We start from the raw sequence: 21,103 nt of genomic DNA, 5'->3' as shown, positions 1-21,103 counted from the left end.
CAGACCGCCGCCCACCGTGACCAGCACGCCGACCTTGGTCTCCCTTGGATCGACCACGCCGTCGCGGTCCGCGTCGGTGTACACGGTCAGTGCCAGGTCGGCCTCCTGCACCGTGACGAACGCGTTCACGGTGACCTGGTTGCTGGTCGGGTCGGCGTCCGGCTCGGCCGACACGACCTCGAGCCGCTCGGTCATCCCGGTGCCGTCGTCGTTGGCCGGCGCCGTGACGGTGATCGGCACCTGCTCACCCGGTGCCAGCGTGATGCCGGTGTCGGCCAGCTTGCCCCATCCCGTGAACGCCAGGTCGCCCGACGTGTGCACCACGACCCCGGTCGCGGTGCCCGGACCGTTGTTCATGACCAGGACACGCATCGTCACCACGTCGCCCGGCAGGTACGCGTTCTTGTCGAGCGTCGCGATCAGGCCCAGGTCGACCATCTCCTCGGCGGCGGCCACCGGCGCGGCCAGACCCATGACCAGCAACGCGCACACCAACGCCGCCAGGCGCCTCATGAGTACGACCTCCGCCGCACGAGCAGCAGGCCCAGCGCCACCAGCAGTGCGCCAAGCGCGGCCAGCTCGGCCACATCCGCGCCCGTGTCGGCCAGCGCGGTCGGCCGCACGACCGTCGCCCGCGGGGCCGGTACCGTCACGGCCCGCACCGCCGGTTCCGGCTTCTTCTCGGGATCGTCCTGTACCGGGCCCGGTTGCAGGACCAGCGGGTCGAACGGGTGGTCCGTCCCCGCCATGACCTGTACCTCGAACACCGCCGCGCCCAGCCGCCACGGGCCGACCGGCCGCAGCTCGTACCCGTCCGCAGGCAGCTCAGGGAACTGGAACCGGCCGTCCGCCGCGCTCTCGGCCCGCGCGACGACCCGCCCGTTCACCATGTCGAGCATCAACAGCGTGATGCCGCCCAGCGGCGTGCCCGCGGTGTCGACGAGCCGCCCGGAGACCGTGCCCTCCCCGCCGGGCACGGTGCCCCGTGCCTCCGCGAGCGGACCGTCGTGCGCGCCGGCCGGGGAGAAGTCGCACTGCAGGAGCACGTAGCCGTAGTCCCAGGCCTGTGGCGGCACGACGTCGTCGAACTCCCAGGTCCTGGTCTCGCCGGCCCGCACGACCGCGCCGCCCTTGTCATCCGGCGCCAGCTCCCCCCAGCCCACGCTGTACAGCACGTTCTCCCGCCCGTAGCCGCCGCAGTGGGCGACGATGCCGACGATGTCGGTGTGGCCGGTGTTCGTGAGCGTGACCCGCTCGTGCACCGGCTCGCCCGGCGCGTAGGTGGCCTTGTCGAGCGAGACGGCCGCCCGCAGTCCGGTGAAGTCGTTGTGGGTCGCCTGGATCAGCACCTTGTTGGCGCCGCCGCGGACCTTGATGACCTCGCCGATGTCGCTGTACCAGCCGACCGGCAGGTTCACGTGCTGCTGGTACGGGCCCCCGCTGATCCCGGGGAAGTGCGCGACGCCCGTCTCGTCCGTGCGGGTCGTGTGACGATCGTGGCTGAGACCGCCGGAAAGCTCGACCGCCACGCCCTTGCGCACCTCGCCCGGGTCGACCACGCCGTCCCGGTCCGCGTCGAGGAACACCGTGACGTCGAGGTCGGCCTGCTTCTCGGTGACGAACGCCGAGAGCGTCACCTCGTTGCTGGTCAGGTCGCTGTCCACCTGGTCGGAGCCGACCAGGAGCCGCTCGGCCACGCCGTCGCCGGGGTCGTCGATCGGCGCGTGGACGGTGCGGTCCACCTGCCCGCCGGGCGGCAGCTCGATGCCGGGTCCCGTGTCGGCCAGGTCGCCCCAGTCGAACGCCATGTCGCCGCGGACGTGCAGCACCACGCCGGTCGCGGCGATCGTGCCGGAGTTGATGATCGTGACGTGCGCGGTCATCTCCTCGCCCGCCAGGTAGGCGGGCTGGTCGATCGTCGCGATCAGGCACAGGTCGACGTACCGCACGTCGGCGCTCGCCGGCGCTGCCCACGCGATGGTCAGCAGGGCCGCGAGGAGGGCGGCGAGGACACGGCTCATGGGACCTCCCGGGAGCGGCGGACGAGCAGCAGGCCACCACCCGCGAGCAGGAGCAGGATGCCGAACACGGTCAACTCGACCACGTCCGCGCCGGTGTCCGCGAGGCCGGCTGGCCGGGGCGGCGAGGCCTGCGGGGTCGGTACGGGCTTTACGTCCACTATGGACAGTGGCGGCGCGTCGAGGTCGGGCTGGTTCGGGCCGGGCGACACGGCGTACCCGATGCCCTTCGTGACGTCCCCGTCGAACACGGTGACCTCGAGCCCCTCGTACACCAGCTGCCACGGCCCGGCCAACCGCATGAAGTAGCGGTTGGCGGGCACGTCGCGGAACATGAACGTGCCGTCGGCGTCGCTGACGTCCCTGGCGGCGACCTTGCCGGCGCGGTCGACGAGGAAGACCTTGACGCCGGACACGGTTTCGCCCGCGTCGGGCCCGCCGTTGTCGTTCCGGTCGAAGAACAGCACGCCGCCGGAGGAGCCCCGCCCGCCCGGCACGTCGGCCCGCGCGACGATCTTGGGGCCGTCGTCGTACCGGAAGGCCGTGCCGAACCAGCAGGTGATCGAGATGAACCCGTACAGCCTGCCGCCGTCGGGCACCACGTCGGTGAACTGGAACGTCCTGGTCTCGCCGGCGCGCACGGTCACACCCGGCGCCAGGTCGTGCACGAGGTCACCCCAACCGAGCCCGGACAGCTCGTTGGGCGCCGCGCCCTCGTTGCACCGGGCGGTGACGCCCGCGAGGTCGGCACTGCCGGTGTTGGTCAGCGTGACCGTCTCCCGGATCGTGTCGCCGACCGCGTAGGCCGCCCTGTCGAAGGTGATCGAGCTACGCAGCGCCGAGGAGTCCCGCACGGCGCGGATGAACGGCTCGGGCCCGCCGACGCGCACCTCGACCGTCGAGGTCTCGTCGTGCCACCAGCCGGCGGGCAGGTTGGGGGTGAGCACGTACGTGCCCTCCGCCACGTTCGGCGCGGTGAACCGGCCGGCGCCGTCCGTGCGGACCGAGACGTGACCGAGCGGCCGGCCGCCGACGCCCTCGAGGAGGACGCCGCCCAGCGCCTCGCCGGGGTCGAACTGCTTGTCGCCGTCGATGTCCCGGTAGAGCGTGCCGTTCAGGTCGGTCCTGCGCACGGTGACCGGGGCCTCGGCGGTCGCCGCGTTGTTCGTCGTGTCGGTCTCCTGCGTGGGCGTGTGGACCTCGACGGCCAGCCGCAGCACGTCGACGACGTCCTGCATCTCGATGGTGGCGCTCGCGGCCACCTGCTGCCCCGGCTCGATGGTCACCCCCGGCCCGGACGGGTCGAGGCCGAACCACTCCTTCGGGTCGAACGGGCCGTTGCTCTCGTGCGACAGCGTCACGCCGGTCGCGGGCGCGGTGCCGTTGTTGACGACCGTGACCGTGGCCGTCATCCGTTCGTACGCAAGGTATGCGGGCTTGTCGAACGCCACGGTCACGGCGAGGTCGGCGCCCGCAGGCTCGGCCGCGGCGGGGACCGCGGACAGCATTGTGAGCAGCGCCACAGCAACAAGAAGTCTCGTCAAAGTCTGTACCTATCGGATGTGTGAGGTTTCCCGGACTCACGCGTTTTCCGGGATGCAGGGTGGGTCTCGGTGGCATGGAGGGGCGCGATGAGTGGGGACGAGTCAGCCAGAGTCGGTACGGAGGGACAGTTCGCCGCGCTGGTGCAGAGTTGGCGGCACGCGGCGAACCTGACGCAGGAGGGACTCGCGGAGCGGTCGGGGCTTTCGCCCCGCAGCATCCAGAACCTGGAGAGCGGTCGGGTGAGCCGGCCGCGCCGGGACTCGGTGCGGCTGCTCGCGGACGCTCTGGGGCTGGGCGGTCGCGCCCGGACCGAGTTCGAGCAGGCGGCTCGGCTCGGCACACCGACTCCGATAACGGAGGCGGCGTCGCATCGAGGGGTACAGGTCACGGTGGCGGACAACCTCCGCCAGCTGGTGGCACAGGCCGGACGCGAGGGGTGGCGGCCTGTGGACCTGCGTGGCCTGGCGGCGACCGCCGACCCGGAGGAGGTGCTGCACCGGCTGCTGGCAGCGCTCGGCGGCAGCCCTGACGACGGAGGCGTGGCAAGGGAGGTGTCCGTCGCCGTCTGACCCCGGACTGGCGGTGCGCCGGCCCGGGGCAGTACCCGACGGGGGTCATGGGTAGGCAGGCGCACCGCTGTCCGCATAGGTGTTGTTCGACCACTGGTAGTCCGAGGCGCCGGACTTCCAGCCGGTGCTGGGCGCGCTGCCGCGGAATCGGTTGTTCAGCACGTGAATGCCGGCCGAGCCGGCCTGTGTCGGCGCGTCGACCTCGTTGAGCAGGTTGTCGTCGACGGTGACGCCGCGGATGGGGGCGTCGAGGTCGTTCATGGTCACGCGGCCAATCGTGTTGTGCCGCAACAGAACCGAGGAGGAACCGGGCGTGACGAGCACGTCGGCGTTGTCGAGGTAGCAGTTGTACAGCTGCGCTCCGCCGGTGATCGTCACGCCGGACTGCAGCCGGCTGCGGCGGATCGTGAGGCCGTTCGCGGCCTGCGTGAGCGAGGTGCCGCCGGACAGCTCCGAGTCCACGACCGTCAGGCCGCCCGCGTTCTGGCGCACGGCCGTCGCCCCGTAGGGCGCGACGACGAGCACCCGCTTGAGCGTGACGTTCGGCGCGTCGACGATCACCGTGCCGGTCACGCGGAGGTCCGACACGACCTGGCCGGCGGTGGCGATCCGCAGGTCGCCGTAGTGGTCGCCGAGGGTCGCGCCGAGCGGCACACCGGTGTTGGTCGAGTTCGGGTCGCCGACCATCGACGGCCAGCCGGGTTCGGGCCCGCCGCCCCCGGAGTTGTCGACCATGGTGCCGGTGCCGCCCGGCTGGTTGCGTTGGGTGGTACCGGGGTTCGGCCGTTCCGCCCCCGAGCTGGGCTGCTGGGTGGACGGCGGCTTGGAGACGTTGGTGGGCTCGTTGCGGGACGGCGACGAGCTGACCGTCTTGTCCGGGCCGTCGATGATCATCGTGGGGTCGGCGGGCGGCGCGTCGGTGAGCAGCGTGGTCGTGACCACGACACCGCCGAGCCCGACGACCGCCGCGGCCGCGGCGGCGACCGCCATCGACCGCCCGCGCTGGCGTCTCGGCCGCAGCTCATCGACGATGGGCAGCGCGACGATGTCCGCGCCGGCCTCCTCCGCGAGGTGCTCGCTGTCGTCGTCCTCCGCGGGTTCCGGCTCGTCGTCGTGCTCCCGGACGTAGGCCTCGGCGTGCACGTCCGCGATGCGGTCGCGCCAGCGGTCGAGGCGGGGCGGCGCCTCGATCTCCTCGAAGAGGGCACGTAGCTCGTTCTCGTCGATGCGGCCCATCACGGCGCCCCCATGTGCCGCTGCAGCCTGGCCAGTGCCCGCTTGCACGCCATCGTCGCCGCGTGCTCGGACACTCCCAGGACGGCGGCGACCTCCGCGTACGGCAGGCCGGCCGCGATCCGCAGGCCGATGACCGTGCGGTCCTTCTCCGCGAGGTGCGTCATCGCGGCGAGCGCGCGGCGCACCTCGTCCCGCAACACGACCTCACCTTCCACGTTCGCCTTCGGATCCGCCTCGGTCTCACCGCCGAAGAACCTCGCCAGCAGCGCCGACCGGCGCGAGTGCTTGCGCCGGTGGTCGATCACCGCGTTGCGCGCGATCCGCAGCAGCCAGGCCAGCTCTGTCCCCGGCATCAGCTCGACCGTGCCGAACGCGTGGAACGCGGCGGCGAACACGTCCGCCGCGAGGTCCTCCGCGTCGCCGCGGTTGCTCACCTGCGACAGGCAGTACCGGAAGACGCGGGCGGCGTGGTCGCGGTACACCTGCTCGAACGGCGGCGCGGGAGCCTCCGTGAGGTCAGTCGCCGTCATGTCGGTGTCCTGCCCGCGCTCCGAGTCCGGTTCCGCCGTGTCATCAGGTAGAACGCGTGAGCTCACGAAATCTCACACCCGATTTTTGTGCGTTCTGGGCGCCGGGTCGCCGTGGTGCACGAGAATCCTGTCCCCCTACGCGAGCGCGTGAAGCTGTGCGAGGTTACCAGGCCGCTCGGTGGGAAATCGACGATCAAACCGTTACGAAAAACGGTATCTCGTCCACATCGTCCGTCCAATGCACGATGATCCGGTCGTCGATGCGGACACGATGATCGTCAAGCTGGGTGACTGTCGCGGCTTCCCGCGGGTGACCTGCCAGAACCGCGAACGCGTCGGCGGCCGGGTTGCGCCGGGTCAGCTCGCGGCCCTCGTAGGCGAGCAGGTTGAGCTTGCCGAACATCACACCCATGAGCTGGTGGGGATCGATCTCGCCGGGCACCTCCGGGGCGAGGTGCCAGTAGACGGTCCGTTCGACGGCGCCGGCCAGGGCGAGCAGTGTGCGGACGGCGAGCTGGCGGCAGGCGATCCGGTGGCGTCTCTCCTCCCGCTCCCGCAGGCAGCCGACGAGGAACATGCGTAGGTCGTCGGGCAGGTCGTCGCTGGCGTAGAGCGCGCGGACCGCGTCCGGGCCGATGCCGGCCGCGAAGAGGGCGGCCATCGCCGCCGGGTACTCGATCGGGACTGGACCGCCGACCTCAACGGCGATGATCCGCTGCTGACGTCGTGGCTGTCGGCGCCGGCGGGACCGTCGCTGGACGAGCAGTTCGAGCTGGCCCGCGCTTCCTGCTGGACAGCATCGGTTACGTCCTGGGCCGAAACACTTAGCGCGCGCCGCTCTCCTTTGACAGTTTGGTGCGCATGGAGAACTTCGATCCGCGCCTGTACGGGGCGCGCTGGGCGAACATGTACGACGAGTTCCACAAGGGCCTGATGGACGACGAGGGTGCGGTGGCCGCACTGGCGACGCTGGCCGGCGACGGTCCGGTGCTGGAGTTCGGGGTGGGCACGGGCAGGCTGGCGGTCCCGCTGGCGCGCCGCGGCGTGGAGGTCGTCGGCGTGGACGTGAGCCCCGAGATGCTGGCGAAGCTGAGGGAGAAGTCGTCCGCGGTCACGGTGGTCGAGGCGGACATGACGACGGTGTCGCTGGAGCGGGAGTTCTCGCTGGCGTACATCGCGTTCAACTCGATCTTCGCGCTGGACACCCAACAGGCGCAGGTGGAGCTGTTCCGCAACGCGGCCGCACACCTGAGGCCCGGCGGCCGGTTCGTGCTGGAGACGGTGGTCGTCCGGCCACCGTCGCCGGACCGAGGCAAGCTCGCGGTGGCGGACATCGAACTGGACCGGATGACCCTGGTGGGCGGCAAACACGACCCGGTGACCGGCCAGCACAAGGGGATGTGGCTGGTGCTGGAACCGGACGGCCCGAAGTTCTTCCCGATCTCCGGCCGCGACGTCTCCCACTTCGAGATGGACCTGATGGCCCAACTGGCCGGCCTCGACCTGGAGTCCCGATGGGCCGACTGGAAGCAGTCCCCGTTCACCGCGAAGTCCGAGCTCCACATCTCGACCTACCGCAAGCCGTGAGACCCCGGTGACCCCACACGACCTGCGGGGCCACCAGAAATGTCACCCCTCCCCGGTAGCGTTGAAACCGGGGGACCCCCTGGACGTACGAAAGTCCCATTCGTGCACGGTTCGCTCGATCGGGGGCTGTGGACAACCCGCCGCGCGACCCAGAGCTGCCGGCACTCGCTGATAGCGGGGCGTCAGCGCACCTCGCCTGCCCCCACGAGAGTCCCATTCGCACGGAGTTCGCTCAATCAGGGCTGTGGACAACCCACCACACAGCCCAGAACTGTCGGCATCCGCTGGTAGCGTTGAAATCCGGGGGTCCCCCTGGCCCGCACGAATGGGACTTTCGTGCGGGCGGGTTGGCGGTCAGGGCGTGACCGTGATGCGGTCCGCCGGTGGGGGCGCCAGGTTCGGATGCGCGGCCAGGTAGGCCGTGAAGGCGTCCAGGTCGACCGGCCCGCCCGCGAGGTCCGTGCCGTTCGCGAACTCGGCGAACCCGTCCCCGCCTGCGGCGAGGAAGTTGTTCACCGAGACCCGGTAGGTCGCGGCGTCCGTGACCGGCTGGCCGGCGACCGTGATGCCGGTGATCCGCGACCCGATCGGCGCCGCCGACGACCACGTGTAGTGCAGCGACGCCGAGATCTGCAGCATCTTGACGCTGACCGACCCGTCCGGCTGCGGCTGCCACTGCTGCTCCAGCACGGTCTTCAGCTGCGCGCCGGTCAGCGTCACCGTCTGCATGATGTTGCTGAACGGCTGCACCGCGAACGCCTCGCCGTAGGTCACCACACCGTCGCCCTCGCCCGCCGGCGAGCCGGCGAAGTTCAGGTCGGTGCGGATGCCGCCCGGGTTGGTGATCGCGACCTGCGCGTTGTTGACCGCGGTCGCGGCGAGCTGCGCGTCGGCGATCACGTCACCCAGCGACGACTCGCCCGAGGCGGCCTGGGCCCGGACCACGTCGGCGGCGATCGTGCCGACCGGCCGGTTGGCGATGGGCGCCGACTTCGTCTTCGCCTCGTCGGCCAGTGCCTTGGCCGCCGGGTCGGGGGTCACGTCGCGGGTCACGATCTCGTTGTGCGCCTTGGTCGCGGACCGCACGACGTCACGCGTGCGCCTGTCGATCTTCAGGTCCACGACCGACAGCAGCCGGCCGAACGACGCGCCCTGGATGACCGTGCGCGGGTTGCCGGCCGGGTCGTCGATCACGCAGTTGTACTGCTGGTGGCTGTGCCCCGTGAAGATCACGTCGACCGACGGCGACGCGGCCTTCGCGATCGCGGTCGCCGGTCCGGGGTCCGTGCGGCAGTCGTTCGGACCGCCGCCCTCGGTGTCGTCACCCTGGTGCATGAGCACGACCTGCGTGCGGATACCGAGCACGTCGAGCAGCCGGGACGTGCGGTTGATCGCCCGCACCTCGTCGCCGAACCTCAGCCCCTCGATGGCCTCCGGCGTGACCACGAGCGGCAGGTCCTCGAGCGTGACACCGATGACGCCGACCGGCACGCCACCGGAGAGCTTGACGGTGAACGGCAGCGCGGCCGGGAGTCCGTTGTCGAAGAAGACGTTCGCGCCGAGGATCGGGAACCTCGCACCACGGTAGGTGGGGCGGAACTGGCAGCCGTCGGTCGGATGGCAGCCGCCGAACTGCATGCGCTGAAGCTCGCGGTAGCCCTCGTCCAGCTCGTGGTTGCCGATGACCGACGCGGAGACGCCGAGGTCGTTCAGCAGATCCATCGTCGGCTCGTCATGGAAGAGCGCGGAGTCCAGCGGCGAAGCGCCGACGTTGTCCCCGGCCGAGAACAGCAGCGAGTTGGGTGCTTGCGCCCGCAACTGCTTGACATGCGCGGCCAGGTAGGCGGCCCCACCAGCGTCGACGGTGGTGCCGCCGGGCAACGTCACCCGGCCGGACGACCCGGCGGGCGGCTGCAGGTTCCCGTGCAGGTCGTTGAAGGCGATGAGCCGGACGTCGGTGGTGGCGCCGGGCGCGGCCGATGCCGGAGTGGCCGCGAGCCCCGCGGCGGCGGCGAACGCGACGATGGCGACTGCCCTGGTGATCCTGTGTCCCACGGCCGTGGAGTCTGCATGGCGACGGCGGCGCGCGCCACCCTCGAAAGGCGCACGATCTAGGCTAGCTGGGGTGACGGCGATTACAGACGGGCCCCGCTGGCTGGACGATGGCGAGATGCGGGCGTGGCGCGCGTACGTGATCGCCAGCGAGCTGCTCCGGAAACAGCTGAACCGGGAGCTACAGGAACAGCACGGTCTGGCCCTCGCGGACTACGAGGTGCTCGTGCGCCTGTCCGAATGCGAGGGTGGGCGGATGCGCATGGCCCAGCTGGCGGGCGAGGTGGCGTCGTCGAAGAGCCGCCTGTCCCACCAGATAGCCCGAATGGAGACCGCGGGCCTGGTCCAGCGCGTGGAGTGCGGCGACGACGCGCGGGGCGTTTTCGCGGAGATCAAAGAGGCTGGCCGAGTCCGCCTGAGCGAGACGGCGCCAACACACGTGGCAGGGGTGCGGGCCCACCTGATAGATCTGCTGGACGAGGGCGACCAGCGGTCCCTGGCCGACATCTTCGAACGGGTCCTGGGACACCTGGGGCGCGCGGGCTGAGTTCCCGAGGGGGGATGGCCGGCCCGTCGTGTCAGGCCGGCCATCCCGGTCACACGGACTGCCGTGCGGTCTCGTCGAGCCCGGCCAGCGCCGCCGGCAACGGGCCCCGGTGCAGCACGCCGAGGCGCTGGGTGGCCCGCGTGAGCGCGACGTACAGCTCGGCCGCGCCCCGGGGCCCGTCGGCGAGAATCCGGTCCGGGTCGACGACGAGCACGGCGTCGAACTCCAGCCCCTTGGTCTCCGAGGCCGGCACCGTGCCCGGCACACCGGACGGTCCGATCACGACACTCGTGCCCTCCCGCCCGGCCTCGTGCCGGACGAACTCCTCGATGGCGCCGGGAAGTTCACCCTCGGTCACCTGCCTCGCCCACGGCCGCACCCCGGACGCCCGCACCGAGTCCGGCGGCGCGACGGTGGGCGCGAACTCGGCGAGCACCGCGGCGGCGACCGCCATGATCTCGGCGGGCGTGCGGTAGTTGACCGTCAGCGACCGGTACACCCAGCGCCCCGGGACGTAGGGCGCGAGCATCGTGTCCCACGAGGTGGCACCGGCAGGCGACCGCCGCTGCGCGAGATCCCCGACGACGGTGAACGACCGGCCGGGGCAGCGCCGCATCAGCACCCGCCAGTCCATTTCGGACAGTTCCTGCGCCTCGTCGACCACGACGTGCCGGTACGTCCAGTCCCGGTCCGCGGCGGCCCGCTCGGCGAGGTCACGGGTGTCGACCTCGACGAACCGGTCGGCCAGGTCCTCGGCGTAGAGGAGGTCCGTGGCGTACAGGTGGTCCTCGTCGTCCATGGAGTCCGCACGGCCGATCATGCTGTCCAGCACCCGAGCGGCGTACTCGGCCTGCGCCTGCCGCTCCCGCTCCGCCGTGTCGTCGGCCGGCTTGTCCGGACCGAGCAGGTCCACCAGTTCGTCCAGCAGCGGCACGTCCGACACCGTCCAGGCGGCGCCGTCCGGACGCAGCAGCACGGGATCGCCGCCGGCCGCCGACAGCCGTTCCGCCGACTCGTACAGCTGCGCCAGCAGTGTCTCCGGTGTGAGGACCGGCCAGAGATTGTCGATCGTCGCGGTGAAGCGGTCGTCCTCCGCCAGTTCCTTGACCAGCTCGGCCCGCAACCGCTCCCAGGCCGCCTTGTCGTCCCTGGTCAGCCACCCGCGACCGATCCTGCCGAGCGCCCGCTCGGTGAGCACGTACGTGATGACGTCGGTGAAGGTCGCGCGTGCCTCGTTGTGCGGCAGCCCGCTGGTCCGCGCCTCCTCACGTGCCCACTCGACGGTCGCGAGGTCGATGCGCAACGGCGCCTCCCGCAACCCGAGCTCGACCGGTTGCTCCGGCAGCCGTTGCCGGTCGGCGACCGCCGCCCGGAGGACGTCCAGGATCTTCAACGACCCCTTGAGCCGCGCGACTTCCGGGCCGTCCTCGGCGGTGACGCGCAGCCCCGGGACGAGTTCGCCGGGCGTCATGAACACGACGTCCGACTCACCGAGCGAGGGCAGCACCCGGCTGATGTGGTTGATGAACGCCGGGTTGGGCCCGACCACCAGCACGCCGTGCCGCTCCATCCGCTCACGCTGCGTGTACAGCAGATAGGCGACCCGGTGCAACGCGACAACGGTCTTCCCGGTACCGGGCCCACCCTCGATCACCAGCACACCAGGATGCTCGAACCGGATGATCTCGTCCTGCTCGGCCTGAATCGTCGCGACGATGTCCCGCATCCCCACGCCACGAGGCGCGTTGACGGCCGCCAGCAACGCAGCGTCACCACGCACACCGTCACCAAGCCGCCCGAACACCTCGTCGGTGAACTCGACCACCCGCCGTCCCCGAGTCAGGAACTGCCGCCGCCGGCGCATGTTCTCCGGGTGCGCCCCCGTGGCGGTGTAGAACGGCCGCGCGGCCGGCGCCCGCCAATCGAGCAGAACCGGTTCGTAGTCGTTTCCCTCATCGAAAAGCCCGATCCGCCCGACGTAGGAATACTCGCCAGCAATGGCGTCCAGCCGGCCGAAACACAAGCCGTGATCCGCCACGTCCAGCCGCCGCACCTCCCTGGCCGTGGCACGCACCTTGTCATCCCGATCCATCGGCGTCCCGCCGTCGTACCGTAAAGCGCCCCTGAACTGGCCTTTCGCCCGCACCCGCTCGGCGTCGAGCCGCTCGTAGAGCCCAGCCACGTAGTCCTGCTCGGACCGCAGTTCCGCTTCGTACCCCTGACTTGACACAGGCCCCTCACAGCATTTAATCTGATTACAGGTCCGGCGAGTTCTTCGGCAATTCCGAAGTGCACGCCGACTTTTTATTGTCCGCCCCTTGTCAAGTCAGACATTTCAGCGGACCCATCCCAGCTCCCGCCACAGGTGGACGAGCCCCTCGAGAGCATCACCTTCGACCGGCCGGCCGTCGTCCCGTCGGCAACGCCGCCTTCTTCGAGAGAGCAAGGGTTCGTTCACTCCCGAATGGGTGCTTTCCGTGGCCCTAAGGGTGATTAGAACAGCGAATGTCCCAGTACTGCGGTGTCCTGAGCGGTGTCGGAAGCCGAGTAGTCGATCACCGCTACCCGAGGAAGGGTCGTATTGGACATGTTCGGTACTCGAATATTTCGCATGACCAGGATCAGAGCCAACGCGCGGCATGCCGTCGCGCTACTGGCGGTGTCATCGAGTGTGGCGGCGTTCGCGCTGGCCGTGCCGACAGCATCGGCGGCGTCGCCGGGCAGAGTGTCGGCAGTGCCGAACGCGAGCGCGGCCATCTCGCCGGTGTCGCTGGGCACTGCCGCCAACTTCGCGGTGCTCGCCGCGTCGACGATCACGAACACCGGCCCGACCACCATCAACGGTGACCTCGGCCTGAGCCCCGGCACCTCGGTGACCGGGTTCCCTCCCGGACAGGTGAACGGAACCATCCACACGACCGACGCGATCGCAGCGCAGGCCGAGGACGACCTGACAGCCGCGTACAACGACGCCGCGAGCCGCCCGACAACGGCCACCGTCCCGGTGGAACTCGGCGGTACCACCAAGACCCCCGGCGTCTACGCCTCACCAGCCGGCACATTCGGGATCACTGGAGCGTTGACGCTGGACGGCCAGGGAGACCCTGACGCGGTCTTCATCTTCAAGGCCGCGTCCACGCTCATCACCGCGTCCGCGAGCAGCGTGAACCTCGTCAACGGTGCGCGGGCGGCCAATGTCTTCTGGCTGGTCGGCAGCTCCGCGACGCTGGGAACCTACTCCATCCTGCGTGGAAACGTCCTGGCCCTCGCGTCGATCACCGTCACCACGGGGGTGATCGTGGACGGCCGCATTCTGGCCCGCACCGCGGCGGTCACGCTCGACTCCAACACGATCACCCGCCCAGCCGCGATCCAGCAGCCCGTCAACACCAACACCACTCTGACCACGTCGGTCAATCCCGCGGCGGTCAACCAGCCAGTGACCTTCACCGCTACGGTGCTGGCCGCCGCTGGAACGTCGATCCCGACCGGCTACGTGGTGTTCACCGACAGGTCGAACCTCATCCGCGTCGCAGCCGTCGACAACACCGGTCACGCGGTGTTCACCATCACGCGCCTGGGAGCAGGCCTGCACCTGATCAATGCCGTGTACCTGGGTACGCCCCAGTTCGCGCAAAGTGAGTCCAGGACGATCTACGAACTGGTCCGCTGAGGTCCGTAGCGACTCCAGCTACAGAACGCATTTTCTGTAGGGCCGCCGGGCGCCGTTGTCCGCCCGGCGGCCCTACACCGTCACGCCTTGGCGGAGGGATTTGTGATACCCCAAGCCCAGGCGGTCTCATCCGTTGGTCATCATCCCCGACCGCACGCCGTTGGTGTGTGGCTCGCCGTCCCGGGACTTCCGTAGGCGTCGGGCCAGTTCCGCCACCTGCCCTTCGAGCTCCACCTCCAGCTGCGCCTGGTGCCAGCGCTCATCGTGATGGGTCTTCGCCCGACGCATGTTCTCCTTGGTTCGCGTCTCCTCCTGGCTGGACTGCAGGTCGTCGAGGATCGCCTGTTTGGCGGTCTTCACTCGGTGTTCGAACACCTCCTGCGCGGCCTGCGTGCGGCAGTCCACCAGTTCCTCGTACTTCGTCACGCCGCCGATGAACTTGACCAGGACCGGCAGACAGTCGACGGCGATGAAGAACAGACGGATGAACCAGGTGGCGGCGAGCAGGTACCCGTTGGTCTCCGTCAAGGCGTCCAGGGTGGAGAAGCGTTCCAGCAAGCCGATAGCGCCCTGGTTCGCGCGCCGCTCCGCCACCTTCTTCCGAACCTCCGCGTCGCGGCGGGACTGGTAGTTCCGCTGCGAGTCGTTCAGCTGGGCCTGCAGTGTGGAAATCTGACCGGCCAACTCGCCGAGCCGCTTGGTCTGCGGCTCGATGGGGTTGGTCCTGCGGTAGTCCGCCGCCTCCTGCTCACGGGCTATGCACTCCGGGCCACGTCCGCTCTTACCGGTGGTGCCGGGGCCTGGGGTGCCGGCGCATTCGTTGCTGGCCAAGGTGTCTCGCCTGGCCTGCTCCTGCTGGTCGGTCGCGATGCTTTGACGCAGGATGCTCGCTTCCTGCTGTCGGTTCGTCAGTTCCTGGGCCATCGCCGCGTACGCTGCCTGGAGGTTCAGGCGGTAGTCGGCGCAGTCCGGGCTGTTCGCCGCGGCATGGGCGGTGTCGTCGGCGGTCGGATCCGGGTTGCAGCGCAGTAGCTTGCTCTCCAGCAGCCGGAGGTCGGCCTGCCGCTCGTCCTTGATGTGCTTCTCGATCGCCGCCTCGAACACCTTCAGCACGAGCGGCTCGGCTATCACGCAACCGAACAGGAAGGCCAGCACCAGCCGCGGCAGGAAGACCGACACCCGGCTGCGCCATCGCGTACCCGAAGCGGTCGATACCAGCCAACGGTCCAGATTGCAGACGAACGCGCCCCACAACAGTGCGGGCAGGAGCACGAACGCATGGAACCCGCCGCGCACCTCGCTCAGCGCGGTGGTCAACGACAATGCCGCGATCGACGCGGTGCCGAGCACGACGCCGCCGAGCGCGGTGTACTTGGCACGTTCGGTCGGCACCCATGCCAGAAGGCCCTCGTCGACCGCCGCCAGCCAGCGCAGCATTCGACCAAGCCGTGCGGGTCTGGTGGATGGCTCCGGTTGTTCCCTCAGCTGAGGTTCAGTCGCCATCGTCGTCCTTCTCACCGTCCTCGACCATCCGCGGTGTGGACTTCCCCCCGCCGGCCAGTTGCTGCTGCGCGGGCGATCCCAGAATCTGGTCGAAGACGGAGTCGACGATCCGCTGGGCGTCGACCGCGACGGTGTCCTGATACGCCTCAGGCAACGACTTCCACAGCTCGATGAGCTCCTGACGCTTGCCCTGCATCGCGTCGTACTCCCGTTGCGTCGCCTGGTTGAGGTCCAGCTCGCCACGGGCCGCGGCCAGGCCGGCGACGGCCGTCGGGCCGCCCTCGAAGTAGCTCCGCATGCGTGCGGCGTGCCGGTCCTCACCGTCGTGTACGAGACCTTCGTGATCCTGTCGCCAGCGTTCGTCCCGCATGCGCCGGTCGTGGTTGGCCAGCTCACGGGGTGTCACCACACGCATGTTGAGCAGTTCGATCGACATGCCAGCGACCCGCGGCGCCCGCAGCCGGTAGAACGCCTCGATGCGTGACGTGATCTCGGCACGGACCTTGTTGATCTGCTCGATCGACCGGGAGGTCGTCAACTGGACGAGTGCCGGGTCCTGTCGCAGGTAATGCCGGAGCGTGTTGGTCAGGTCGCGCAACCCGCCCGCGGCCACCTGTTCGGGATCGACGACCTCGCAGTGAAAGTCGACCAGCACGATGAACTCGTCGGCCGGGTCGAGCGACGGTAGGTTCAGCTGCACGGTGATCGTTTGCGGCCGTACGTCGACAACACTGACCGCGACCGCGTTGACCACCACATCCTCGCGCCCCGCGAGATGGCGCCGTTCGGTGAAGGCCAGATAGCCCGACCCGACCTCGAAGACGAGCACGGTGCCCGGTCGCTGCGCGGGCAGTTCGGTGAGGTCGCGAGTCCTGCTGAACACACGCCGCCCGGCAGGGGCCAGACGTCGCTCTTCCAGGACGGGGTAAGGCGGGTTCTGCGTCATGATTATCAACTCCGGAAAGACGAAGATGTCGTGGTCTTGGGCGTGCCTTCGATGGCGGACAGGAGCGCGGTCACGAGTTCGGCCGCCGGCCGCCGCTCAACCGCCCCCTTGTTCGCCTCACGCATCAGCTCGGCGGTGCGCAGCGCCCGGTGGGCGGGCGACATGCCCGCTCGGACCGCGTCACCCAGCCGCGCGACGGCGTCGGCCGCCCACGGGTTCCGTTCAAGGCCGCGCAGCAGCCGCAGCAGGGCGCTGCGTGCGGCGGGCGCATGTGGAGCGCTGCACAACACGTCAGCCCACAGGCTCCCCAGGAGGTCGATGTTCTCGGGCTGGTCGAGGACGATCTTCGTGGTCACCGGCTCGTGGCGGTCGCCGTGCTCGGCGCCGAGTACGGCGACCACCAACGACCGGGCCGCCATGACCACTCGGTAGCTCCACCCGTGCTCGAGCGGCTCCTGAGCGTCGTCCCGCACCGGTTTCTCGCCGTCTTCGCGGAGCTGTTCCGACACGTACGAGTCGGCCGTCGGCTGGACGTTCTGCGCCGGCGCCGGCGCGGGCCCCGGACCAGGCCAACGCCGCTTGCCGCCCGCGGTCAACGCACGCACCAGCTCAGCCTGGACAGTGCCGAGCACACCCGCTGTGCTTTCCGCTCCGTCGTCGACAGCGGCCTGGAACAGCGTGCCGACCGACAGCTGGGCGACGAGCCCGATCCGCTGAGCACGCATGGCGAGGAAACACAGCCGCTGCAACGCCTCCCCGGGGTAGCGCACGCCGAGCGGTCCGCCAAGCGCGAGCGCCGAGGTCACCGCCCGGTGCAGCCCCCGGCCCTGTCCCCAGGCCATCGCGGTGCGCAGCGCGGTTGGCGCCAGTTCGTCGTCGGCGCTCATGAACCACAGCACCATCGCGGCCGTCGTGCGTTCCGCGACGAGGCCGGCCGCCCACTTGTCGAGGAACTCGCGGTAGACGAAGGAGAAGTCGGCACGCGCCACCATCGCGAGCCCCTCGGCGATGTTGACCTGGAGGTCCATCATGGGGCCGGTCGCACACAACTCGTGGAGCCACGTCCGCACCGGCTCCCACAGCTCGTAGCCGTAGAACTGGTGCAGTGAGCTGAGCACGGCCGCCCGCATCTCCACGGTGCGGAACTGCACGCGCCGCCCTGTGAGCCAGTTCTGCCCCGACTCGTCGTCGTAGGCACTCACCATCAACGGGTGATCCCGGCGGCGCTTCCTGATCTGGTCCTTCTCCGGGGAGACGTAGGGTGCGGCCTCTCGTTCGCCCGGCCGAGGTTCGGCGTGGCGCACCAGTTCCTCGGTCATGAAGTCGTGCACCGGCTCGGTCTGGCTACCCACGACAGCGAGCACTGTGACGGCGAGCAGCTCCCGTTTCGGGATGTCGCCGCTGAACCACTCCTCGACCTGTGTGGCTGACTGGTCGCGCATCGCCTCCACTGCCGCGTCCGGATCCTCGCGGAGCCGACGGGCGAGGTTGACGACCTCGCGGGGAAACGGCTGCTTCGCGACATGCTGCTCAGCCGACTCGCGGATGTCGGGTGCGATGTCGCTGCCCTCAAGGCACCCGCCGAGCAGCGCCACGGGGTCCGGCGGTGTCACCGTCACCGACCGGTTCCGCATCCGGCGCGCGACAGCGAGGCTGGTCGTGGTGATCACCAGGTAGGTGTCGTGTTCGGTGAGCTTGTCGGTCAGCCGTTCCGCGTCGTAGGCGTGCACGGCGGTGTGCGACCCGTCGCCGACGTGGTCAGCCACGAGGTAGCCGTGCCGCCCGGCGAAACGCACCGAGGTGGCCAGCTGGACCATTGACGCGGCCGGAGAGACGCTGACCAGCGTGGCGTCCTCCGGACAGACAGCACGGAGCAGCCGCAGGGCGCACGCCCTCTTGCCGATGCTTTCCGGCCCGGCCAACACGACGAAGTGGTGTTCGAGCAACGTCCTGAAGGTCTCGTGATACTCCGGGGGTTCGACGAACCACCGCAGCGCTTCGTCGACGGCGGGCCGGGAGATCGGTCCAGTGGCACGCCGCGAGGCACCCGCGCCGCCCGAGACACCGAAGACCGCCGAGCCGCCAACCGTGACCGGGCCGTGAATGTGGGTGATGGCCGCGCTCATGTTGTGCACGTCGTTGCCGAAGTCGTCGTCGACCGGCGCGGCGGGCACGTCCTCCGACGCGGCGACGCTCTCCGGCTCGGCGACCGCGTCCTGGGGATCGTCCTGGTCGTCGCTCACCGCATGTCACCGTTGTTGATCCCGATGACCCCGTTTCCGGCAATGTGCACGTCACGCATCGTCGTGGTGGCGGCGGAGGCCGCATTCGGTGGAGTCGGGACGTCGAGAACGTCCGCGAGTGTCGGCACCAGTTCCACAATGCGCGCGACCAGCTCATCGAGAGCGGCACCGAACCGGCGCTGACTGAACTCAAAAGCCTGACGCGATGCTATTTCGGATATGTCAGCGGGTAGGTCGCCCTTGGTGATCCGCCCCGCGCTCGCGGGAGTTTCCTTGAGCAGAACGGGCAACACCTGAATACCTTGCTGGAACGCGGTCGCAATCTCGTACCTGACCCAGTCAAACGGTCGATCGATGAGACGCTGCCCACCCTCGGCCATGGTGAGCCATTCCGGGCCGATGATGGCCAGAAGAATGTCGGCGCTTCTGAGCGCCGACCGCAGTTCGTCCGGGTACCTGTCACCCGGACCCATCGAAACGCAGTCCCGGAACACACGGCCATGCCCGAATCGGCGTGCCAGGTGGTCGTGTATCGCCGCGGCTCCGAGCGGCTGGTCCTTGGACCGATAGTTGATGAAAACCCCTGCCATGAAACACTTTCCCCATTCGTTTCGTGCGGCGACCAACCTGACCCACGGCCGATCAGCAGCACCTTCGACTTGATTCCCCCGGAACGACTGAACCCCGGACGATCAGTCCAGGCTCACGACAACAAAGTCGGCAATCACCCGATCGTGTTACAAGATCAACTGCGTACCGGTTGCGCCAGCCTGCAACACGCACGTGGACCGGACGTGGATTTATCGTGTATGTCCTGGCCAGCGACGAAGACAAACCCGAACCAACATTCTGTTCATCACAGCACCCAGCCACGATGGCTGATGTGGTGACGCAGCCGCAGTCGACGAGGGCTCACACGAAGGTTGACGAAGCGCTGGATTCTTGGGACGTCCGGGACGGTCTCAAATGGCCGATGCGGCGCGGTTCGGACTGGGCACCAGAGTAACCTCACGCGAACGCCGCGAGGTCAACCACCGTCAGCCCGGTCAGGCACAGCGGAGGCGGAGGGATTTGAACTCCCGGACCCGTGAAGGTCTCCTGTTTTCAAGATCTACGCAACCGCGTTCGAGGGTGTTCACGTGAGTCCATCTGCGCTGGCCCCGGGCGTGATGGCGTCTTGACGAACGCTGCCGACCGCCCCTGGATGAGACCGCGACTGGGACTGTGCCAACCAGCACTATCGGCAGTGCCTGGAACCGGACATGGGGAGCCAGGCCCGCACGATCGAGGAGGCCTGTCCAACCTGCTGAGGCGCCCGACGGGCAGGGGCACCGTCATTACGCGAACGGCGCCGGTTGCCGGATACAGGCACCTCCCGCTACTCGTTCGGTGTTCGGTATTGACCGAACACCGAACAATCATGGACGATCTCCCTATGGCTCCTCGTCGAGACGGACAGGACGCCGTCGAAGCGCTCATCAACGCGGTGCAGGCTGTAGGACTGGCTGCCCGGACGACGGTCGACGGCACCGATCAACGCCCTGATGTCCTGGTTGTGCTGCCCGACGGCAGGACCTTGGCAGTTCAAGTCAAGACAGCGTCGCTCGTGACTGCCGACAGCGCGCCAGGTCAGCTCCGACGGTGGTCAAGCAGCGCTGAAATCAATGTGGTGCCCTTGGTCGTCGCAGACCGCATCACCGCGGACGGGCGAGACCGCCTCAACGGAGCCGGATGGAGTTGGCTGGACTTGCGCGGCCACCTGAGGGTGGTCGGTCCCGGGCTGTTCGTCGACACAGATGTTCCAGCCCTGTCGAAACCCGGCCCTGCTCGACGGGGGTTTGGTGGGCGCGTCAGCATCGAACTCGCGGCGCTGCTGTTGCTCAACCCGACGACGCGGATCGGGGTCCGTACTGCGGCCATGGCGTTAGCGCGCGCGCCCAGCTCGATCTCCGAGGCCCTTGCCGCCCTGCGCGAGGCGAACCTCGTCGACGCGAATCACATGCCCGCTGTACCGCAGCTGTTCTGGGAGCTCGCGGAGCACTGGAGGCCGCTAAGTGAGGATGTTGCGAGCATCCCGGCACCGGGCAGGGCCCGCGAGAATTCAGTGCTCCACCTTGGGCTCGACGATGTCGAGTCGACAGTTGGTTGGGCCCTGACGGACACCGTGGCAGCAGCATTTTATGGAGCACCTGTCTCGATGCGCGCCGACCATCCACCCGACTTCTACGTTCCTGATCAAACCGTACTGCGCCGCGCGGTCCGACTATTGGGGCCTGCCACAACACCGGCCACCCGGGCTGGCCGAATCCGTGCGGCTCCCGTGCCGATGGTGTGCGCCCAACGAGTCGATGGAACAGCATGGGCCAACGAGTGGCCGCTAGCGAACCCCCTGTTCGTCGCACTCGATCTCGCTCAGGATCCTGGGCGGGGCAGGGAGATCCTGAACATGTGGAACCCGGGAAGGCCATGGCATCATGTCTGGTGAGACCCCGGACATCGTACTCGCCGGTATTTCGATGACTCGGCTCGTGAGCGCGATACCTGTAATCACTGAGAAGACGGGGCGTGAGGTGTAGGCGGCCTTGCGGTCCTGTGTCGACTGTCCACCCCGTATCGAGCGACGACCGATCTCGACACTGTCGACCGTCGAGCAT

The 21,103-nt window shown here is 69.1% G+C and carries 17 protein-coding genes and 1 pseudogene; 5 read left to right on the top strand and 13 right to left on the bottom strand.

The features are described from left to right. The 3 genes and pseudogenes from VET29_RS01840 to VET29_RS01830 form a co-directional block, all read right to left on the bottom strand. Window positions 1-513, bottom strand: a pseudogene (locus VET29_RS01840) (hypothetical protein); the annotation flags it as partial. Next, window positions 510-2,021, bottom strand: a complete 1,512-nt coding sequence (locus VET29_RS01835; RefSeq protein ID WP_324913665.1) for an LPXTG cell wall anchor domain-containing protein — start codon at window positions 2,019-2,021, stop codon at window positions 510-512. The gene VET29_RS01835 and the pseudogene VET29_RS01840, both read right to left, overlap by 4 nt. Further along, entirely contained in the window at window positions 2,018-3,541 is a 1,524-nt protein-coding gene (locus tag VET29_RS01830) for an SdrD B-like domain-containing protein (protein WP_324913663.1), read from the bottom strand. Before VET29_RS01830 ends, VET29_RS01835 begins: the two co-directional genes overlap by 4 nt. Before the next feature lie 108 nt (window positions 3,542-3,649). On the opposite strand from VET29_RS01830, the gene VET29_RS01825 reads away from it, so the two are divergent. Continuing rightward, window positions 3,650-4,132, top strand: coding sequence for a helix-turn-helix transcriptional regulator (locus VET29_RS01825; RefSeq protein WP_324913661.1), 483 nt, complete (start codon window positions 3,650-3,652; stop codon window positions 4,130-4,132). Between the two features lie 45 nt (window positions 4,133-4,177). On the opposite strand, the gene VET29_RS01820 is transcribed toward VET29_RS01825, so the two are convergent. From VET29_RS01820 to VET29_RS01810, 3 genes are all read right to left on the bottom strand, one after another. Further along, the gene (locus VET29_RS01820) at window positions 4,178-5,371 is read right to left on the bottom strand and encodes a hypothetical protein (protein ID WP_324913658.1); all 1,194 of its coding nucleotides are present in this window, start codon (window positions 5,369-5,371) and stop codon (window positions 4,178-4,180) included. Then, window positions 5,368-5,898, bottom strand: a complete 531-nt coding sequence (locus VET29_RS01815) for a sigma-70 family RNA polymerase sigma factor (RefSeq protein ID WP_324913656.1) — start codon at window positions 5,896-5,898, stop codon at window positions 5,368-5,370. Before VET29_RS01815 ends, VET29_RS01820 begins: the two co-directional genes overlap by 4 nt. A gap of 193 nt (window positions 5,899-6,091) precedes the next feature. Continuing rightward, window positions 6,092-6,559 carry a hypothetical protein gene (locus tag VET29_RS01810; RefSeq protein ID WP_324913653.1) on the bottom strand — a complete coding sequence of 156 codons (468 nt, stop codon included), beginning with the start codon at window positions 6,557-6,559 and terminating at the stop codon, window positions 6,092-6,094. 200 nt (window positions 6,560-6,759) lie between these two features. Between VET29_RS01810 and VET29_RS01805 the strand changes: the two genes are divergently transcribed. Further along, the gene (locus tag VET29_RS01805; RefSeq protein WP_324913651.1) at window positions 6,760-7,485 is read left to right on the top strand and encodes a class I SAM-dependent methyltransferase; all 726 of its coding nucleotides are present in this window, start codon (window positions 6,760-6,762) and stop codon (window positions 7,483-7,485) included. A 354-nt stretch (window positions 7,486-7,839) separates the two neighbouring features. Here VET29_RS01805 and VET29_RS01800 read toward each other — a convergent pair whose 3' ends face one another. Next, window positions 7,840-9,540: a bifunctional metallophosphatase/5'-nucleotidase gene (locus tag VET29_RS01800; RefSeq protein WP_324913648.1), complete on the bottom strand. Its 1,701-nt coding sequence runs from the start codon at window positions 9,538-9,540 to the stop codon at window positions 7,840-7,842. Window positions 9,541-9,610: 70 nt separating this feature from the next. On the opposite strand from VET29_RS01800, the gene VET29_RS01795 reads away from it, so the two are divergent. Continuing rightward, window positions 9,611-10,084 carry a MarR family winged helix-turn-helix transcriptional regulator gene (locus tag VET29_RS01795; RefSeq protein WP_414636430.1) on the top strand — a complete coding sequence of 158 codons (474 nt, stop codon included), beginning with the start codon at window positions 9,611-9,613 and terminating at the stop codon, window positions 10,082-10,084. Window positions 10,085-10,133: 49 nt separating this feature from the next. Here VET29_RS01795 and helR read toward each other — a convergent pair whose 3' ends face one another. Next, entirely contained in the window at window positions 10,134-12,314 is a 2,181-nt protein-coding gene (gene helR, locus VET29_RS01790) for an RNA polymerase recycling motor ATPase HelR (RefSeq protein WP_324913644.1), read from the bottom strand. A gap of 263 nt (window positions 12,315-12,577) precedes the next feature. Then, window positions 12,578-12,907: a hypothetical protein gene (locus tag VET29_RS01785; RefSeq protein ID WP_324913640.1), complete on the bottom strand. Its 330-nt coding sequence runs from the start codon at window positions 12,905-12,907 to the stop codon at window positions 12,578-12,580. Here VET29_RS01785 and VET29_RS01780 point away from each other — a divergent pair. Next, window positions 12,879-13,757, top strand: coding sequence for an ice-binding family protein (locus tag VET29_RS01780; RefSeq protein WP_324913638.1), 879 nt, complete (start codon window positions 12,879-12,881; stop codon window positions 13,755-13,757). The genes VET29_RS01785 and VET29_RS01780 overlap by 29 nt on opposite strands. A 126-nt stretch (window positions 13,758-13,883) precedes the next feature. On the opposite strand, the gene VET29_RS01775 is transcribed toward VET29_RS01780, so the two are convergent. The 4 genes from VET29_RS01775 to VET29_RS01760 all read right to left on the bottom strand — a co-directional run bounded on the left by VET29_RS01775 (window position 13,884) and on the right by VET29_RS01760 (window position 19,039). Then, entirely contained in the window at window positions 13,884-15,194 is a 1,311-nt protein-coding gene (locus VET29_RS01775) for a DUF4407 domain-containing protein (RefSeq protein ID WP_324913636.1), read from the bottom strand. 55 nt (window positions 15,195-15,249) lie between these two features. Then, a complete protein-coding gene (locus VET29_RS01770) occupies window positions 15,250-16,143 on the bottom strand; it encodes a hypothetical protein (RefSeq protein ID WP_324913635.1) in 894 nt (297 codons plus the stop codon). Window positions 16,144-16,211: 68 nt separating this feature from the next. Continuing rightward, window positions 16,212-18,449: a hypothetical protein gene (locus VET29_RS01765; protein WP_324913633.1), complete on the bottom strand. Its 2,238-nt coding sequence runs from the start codon at window positions 18,447-18,449 to the stop codon at window positions 16,212-16,214. After that, window positions 18,446-19,039 carry a toll/interleukin-1 receptor domain-containing protein gene (locus VET29_RS01760; protein ID WP_324913631.1) on the bottom strand — a complete coding sequence of 198 codons (594 nt, stop codon included), beginning with the start codon at window positions 19,037-19,039 and terminating at the stop codon, window positions 18,446-18,448. The genes VET29_RS01765 and VET29_RS01760 overlap by 4 nt, the downstream gene beginning before the upstream one ends. A gap of 830 nt (window positions 19,040-19,869) precedes the next feature. On the opposite strand from VET29_RS01760, the gene VET29_RS01755 reads away from it, so the two are divergent. Next, the gene (locus tag VET29_RS01755; RefSeq protein WP_324913629.1) at window positions 19,870-20,934 is read left to right on the top strand and encodes a hypothetical protein; all 1,065 of its coding nucleotides are present in this window, start codon (window positions 19,870-19,872) and stop codon (window positions 20,932-20,934) included. Window positions 20,935-21,103: the final 169 nt, after the last annotated feature.

This window comes from Actinophytocola sp. (genome assembly GCF_035634895.1).
Lineage (GTDB): Bacteria > Actinomycetota > Actinomycetes > Mycobacteriales > Pseudonocardiaceae > Actinophytocola.
Note: the sequence above shows the minus strand (reverse complement) of the source record. Positions and strands in the feature narration are given on the sequence as shown.

Bases quoted from the DNA above. Each gene is read 5' to 3' on its own strand.
- VET29_RS01760 (WP_324913631.1), bottom strand. From the start codon at position 19,039: ATGGCAGGGGTTTTCATCAACTATCGGTCCAAGGACCAGCCGCTCGGA.
- VET29_RS01755 (WP_324913629.1), top strand. From the start codon at position 19,870: ATGGACGATCTCCCTATGGCTCCTCGTCGAGACGGACAGGACGCCGTC.
- VET29_RS01775 (WP_324913636.1), bottom strand. From the start codon at position 15,194: ATGCTGCGCTGGCTGGCGGCGGTCGACGAGGGCCTTCTGGCATGGGTG.
- VET29_RS01835 (WP_324913665.1), bottom strand. From the start codon at position 2,021: ATGAGCCGTGTCCTCGCCGCCCTCCTCGCGGCCCTGCTGACCATCGCG.
- VET29_RS01815 (WP_324913656.1), bottom strand. From the start codon at position 5,898: ATGACGGCGACTGACCTCACGGAGGCTCCCGCGCCGCCGTTCGAGCAG.
- VET29_RS01825 (WP_324913661.1), top strand. From the start codon at position 3,650: ATGAGTGGGGACGAGTCAGCCAGAGTCGGTACGGAGGGACAGTTCGCC.
- VET29_RS01810 (WP_324913653.1), bottom strand. From the start codon at position 6,559: ATGGCCGCCCTCTTCGCGGCCGGCATCGGCCCGGACGCGGTCCGCGCG.
- VET29_RS01805 (WP_324913651.1), top strand. From the start codon at position 6,760: ATGGAGAACTTCGATCCGCGCCTGTACGGGGCGCGCTGGGCGAACATG.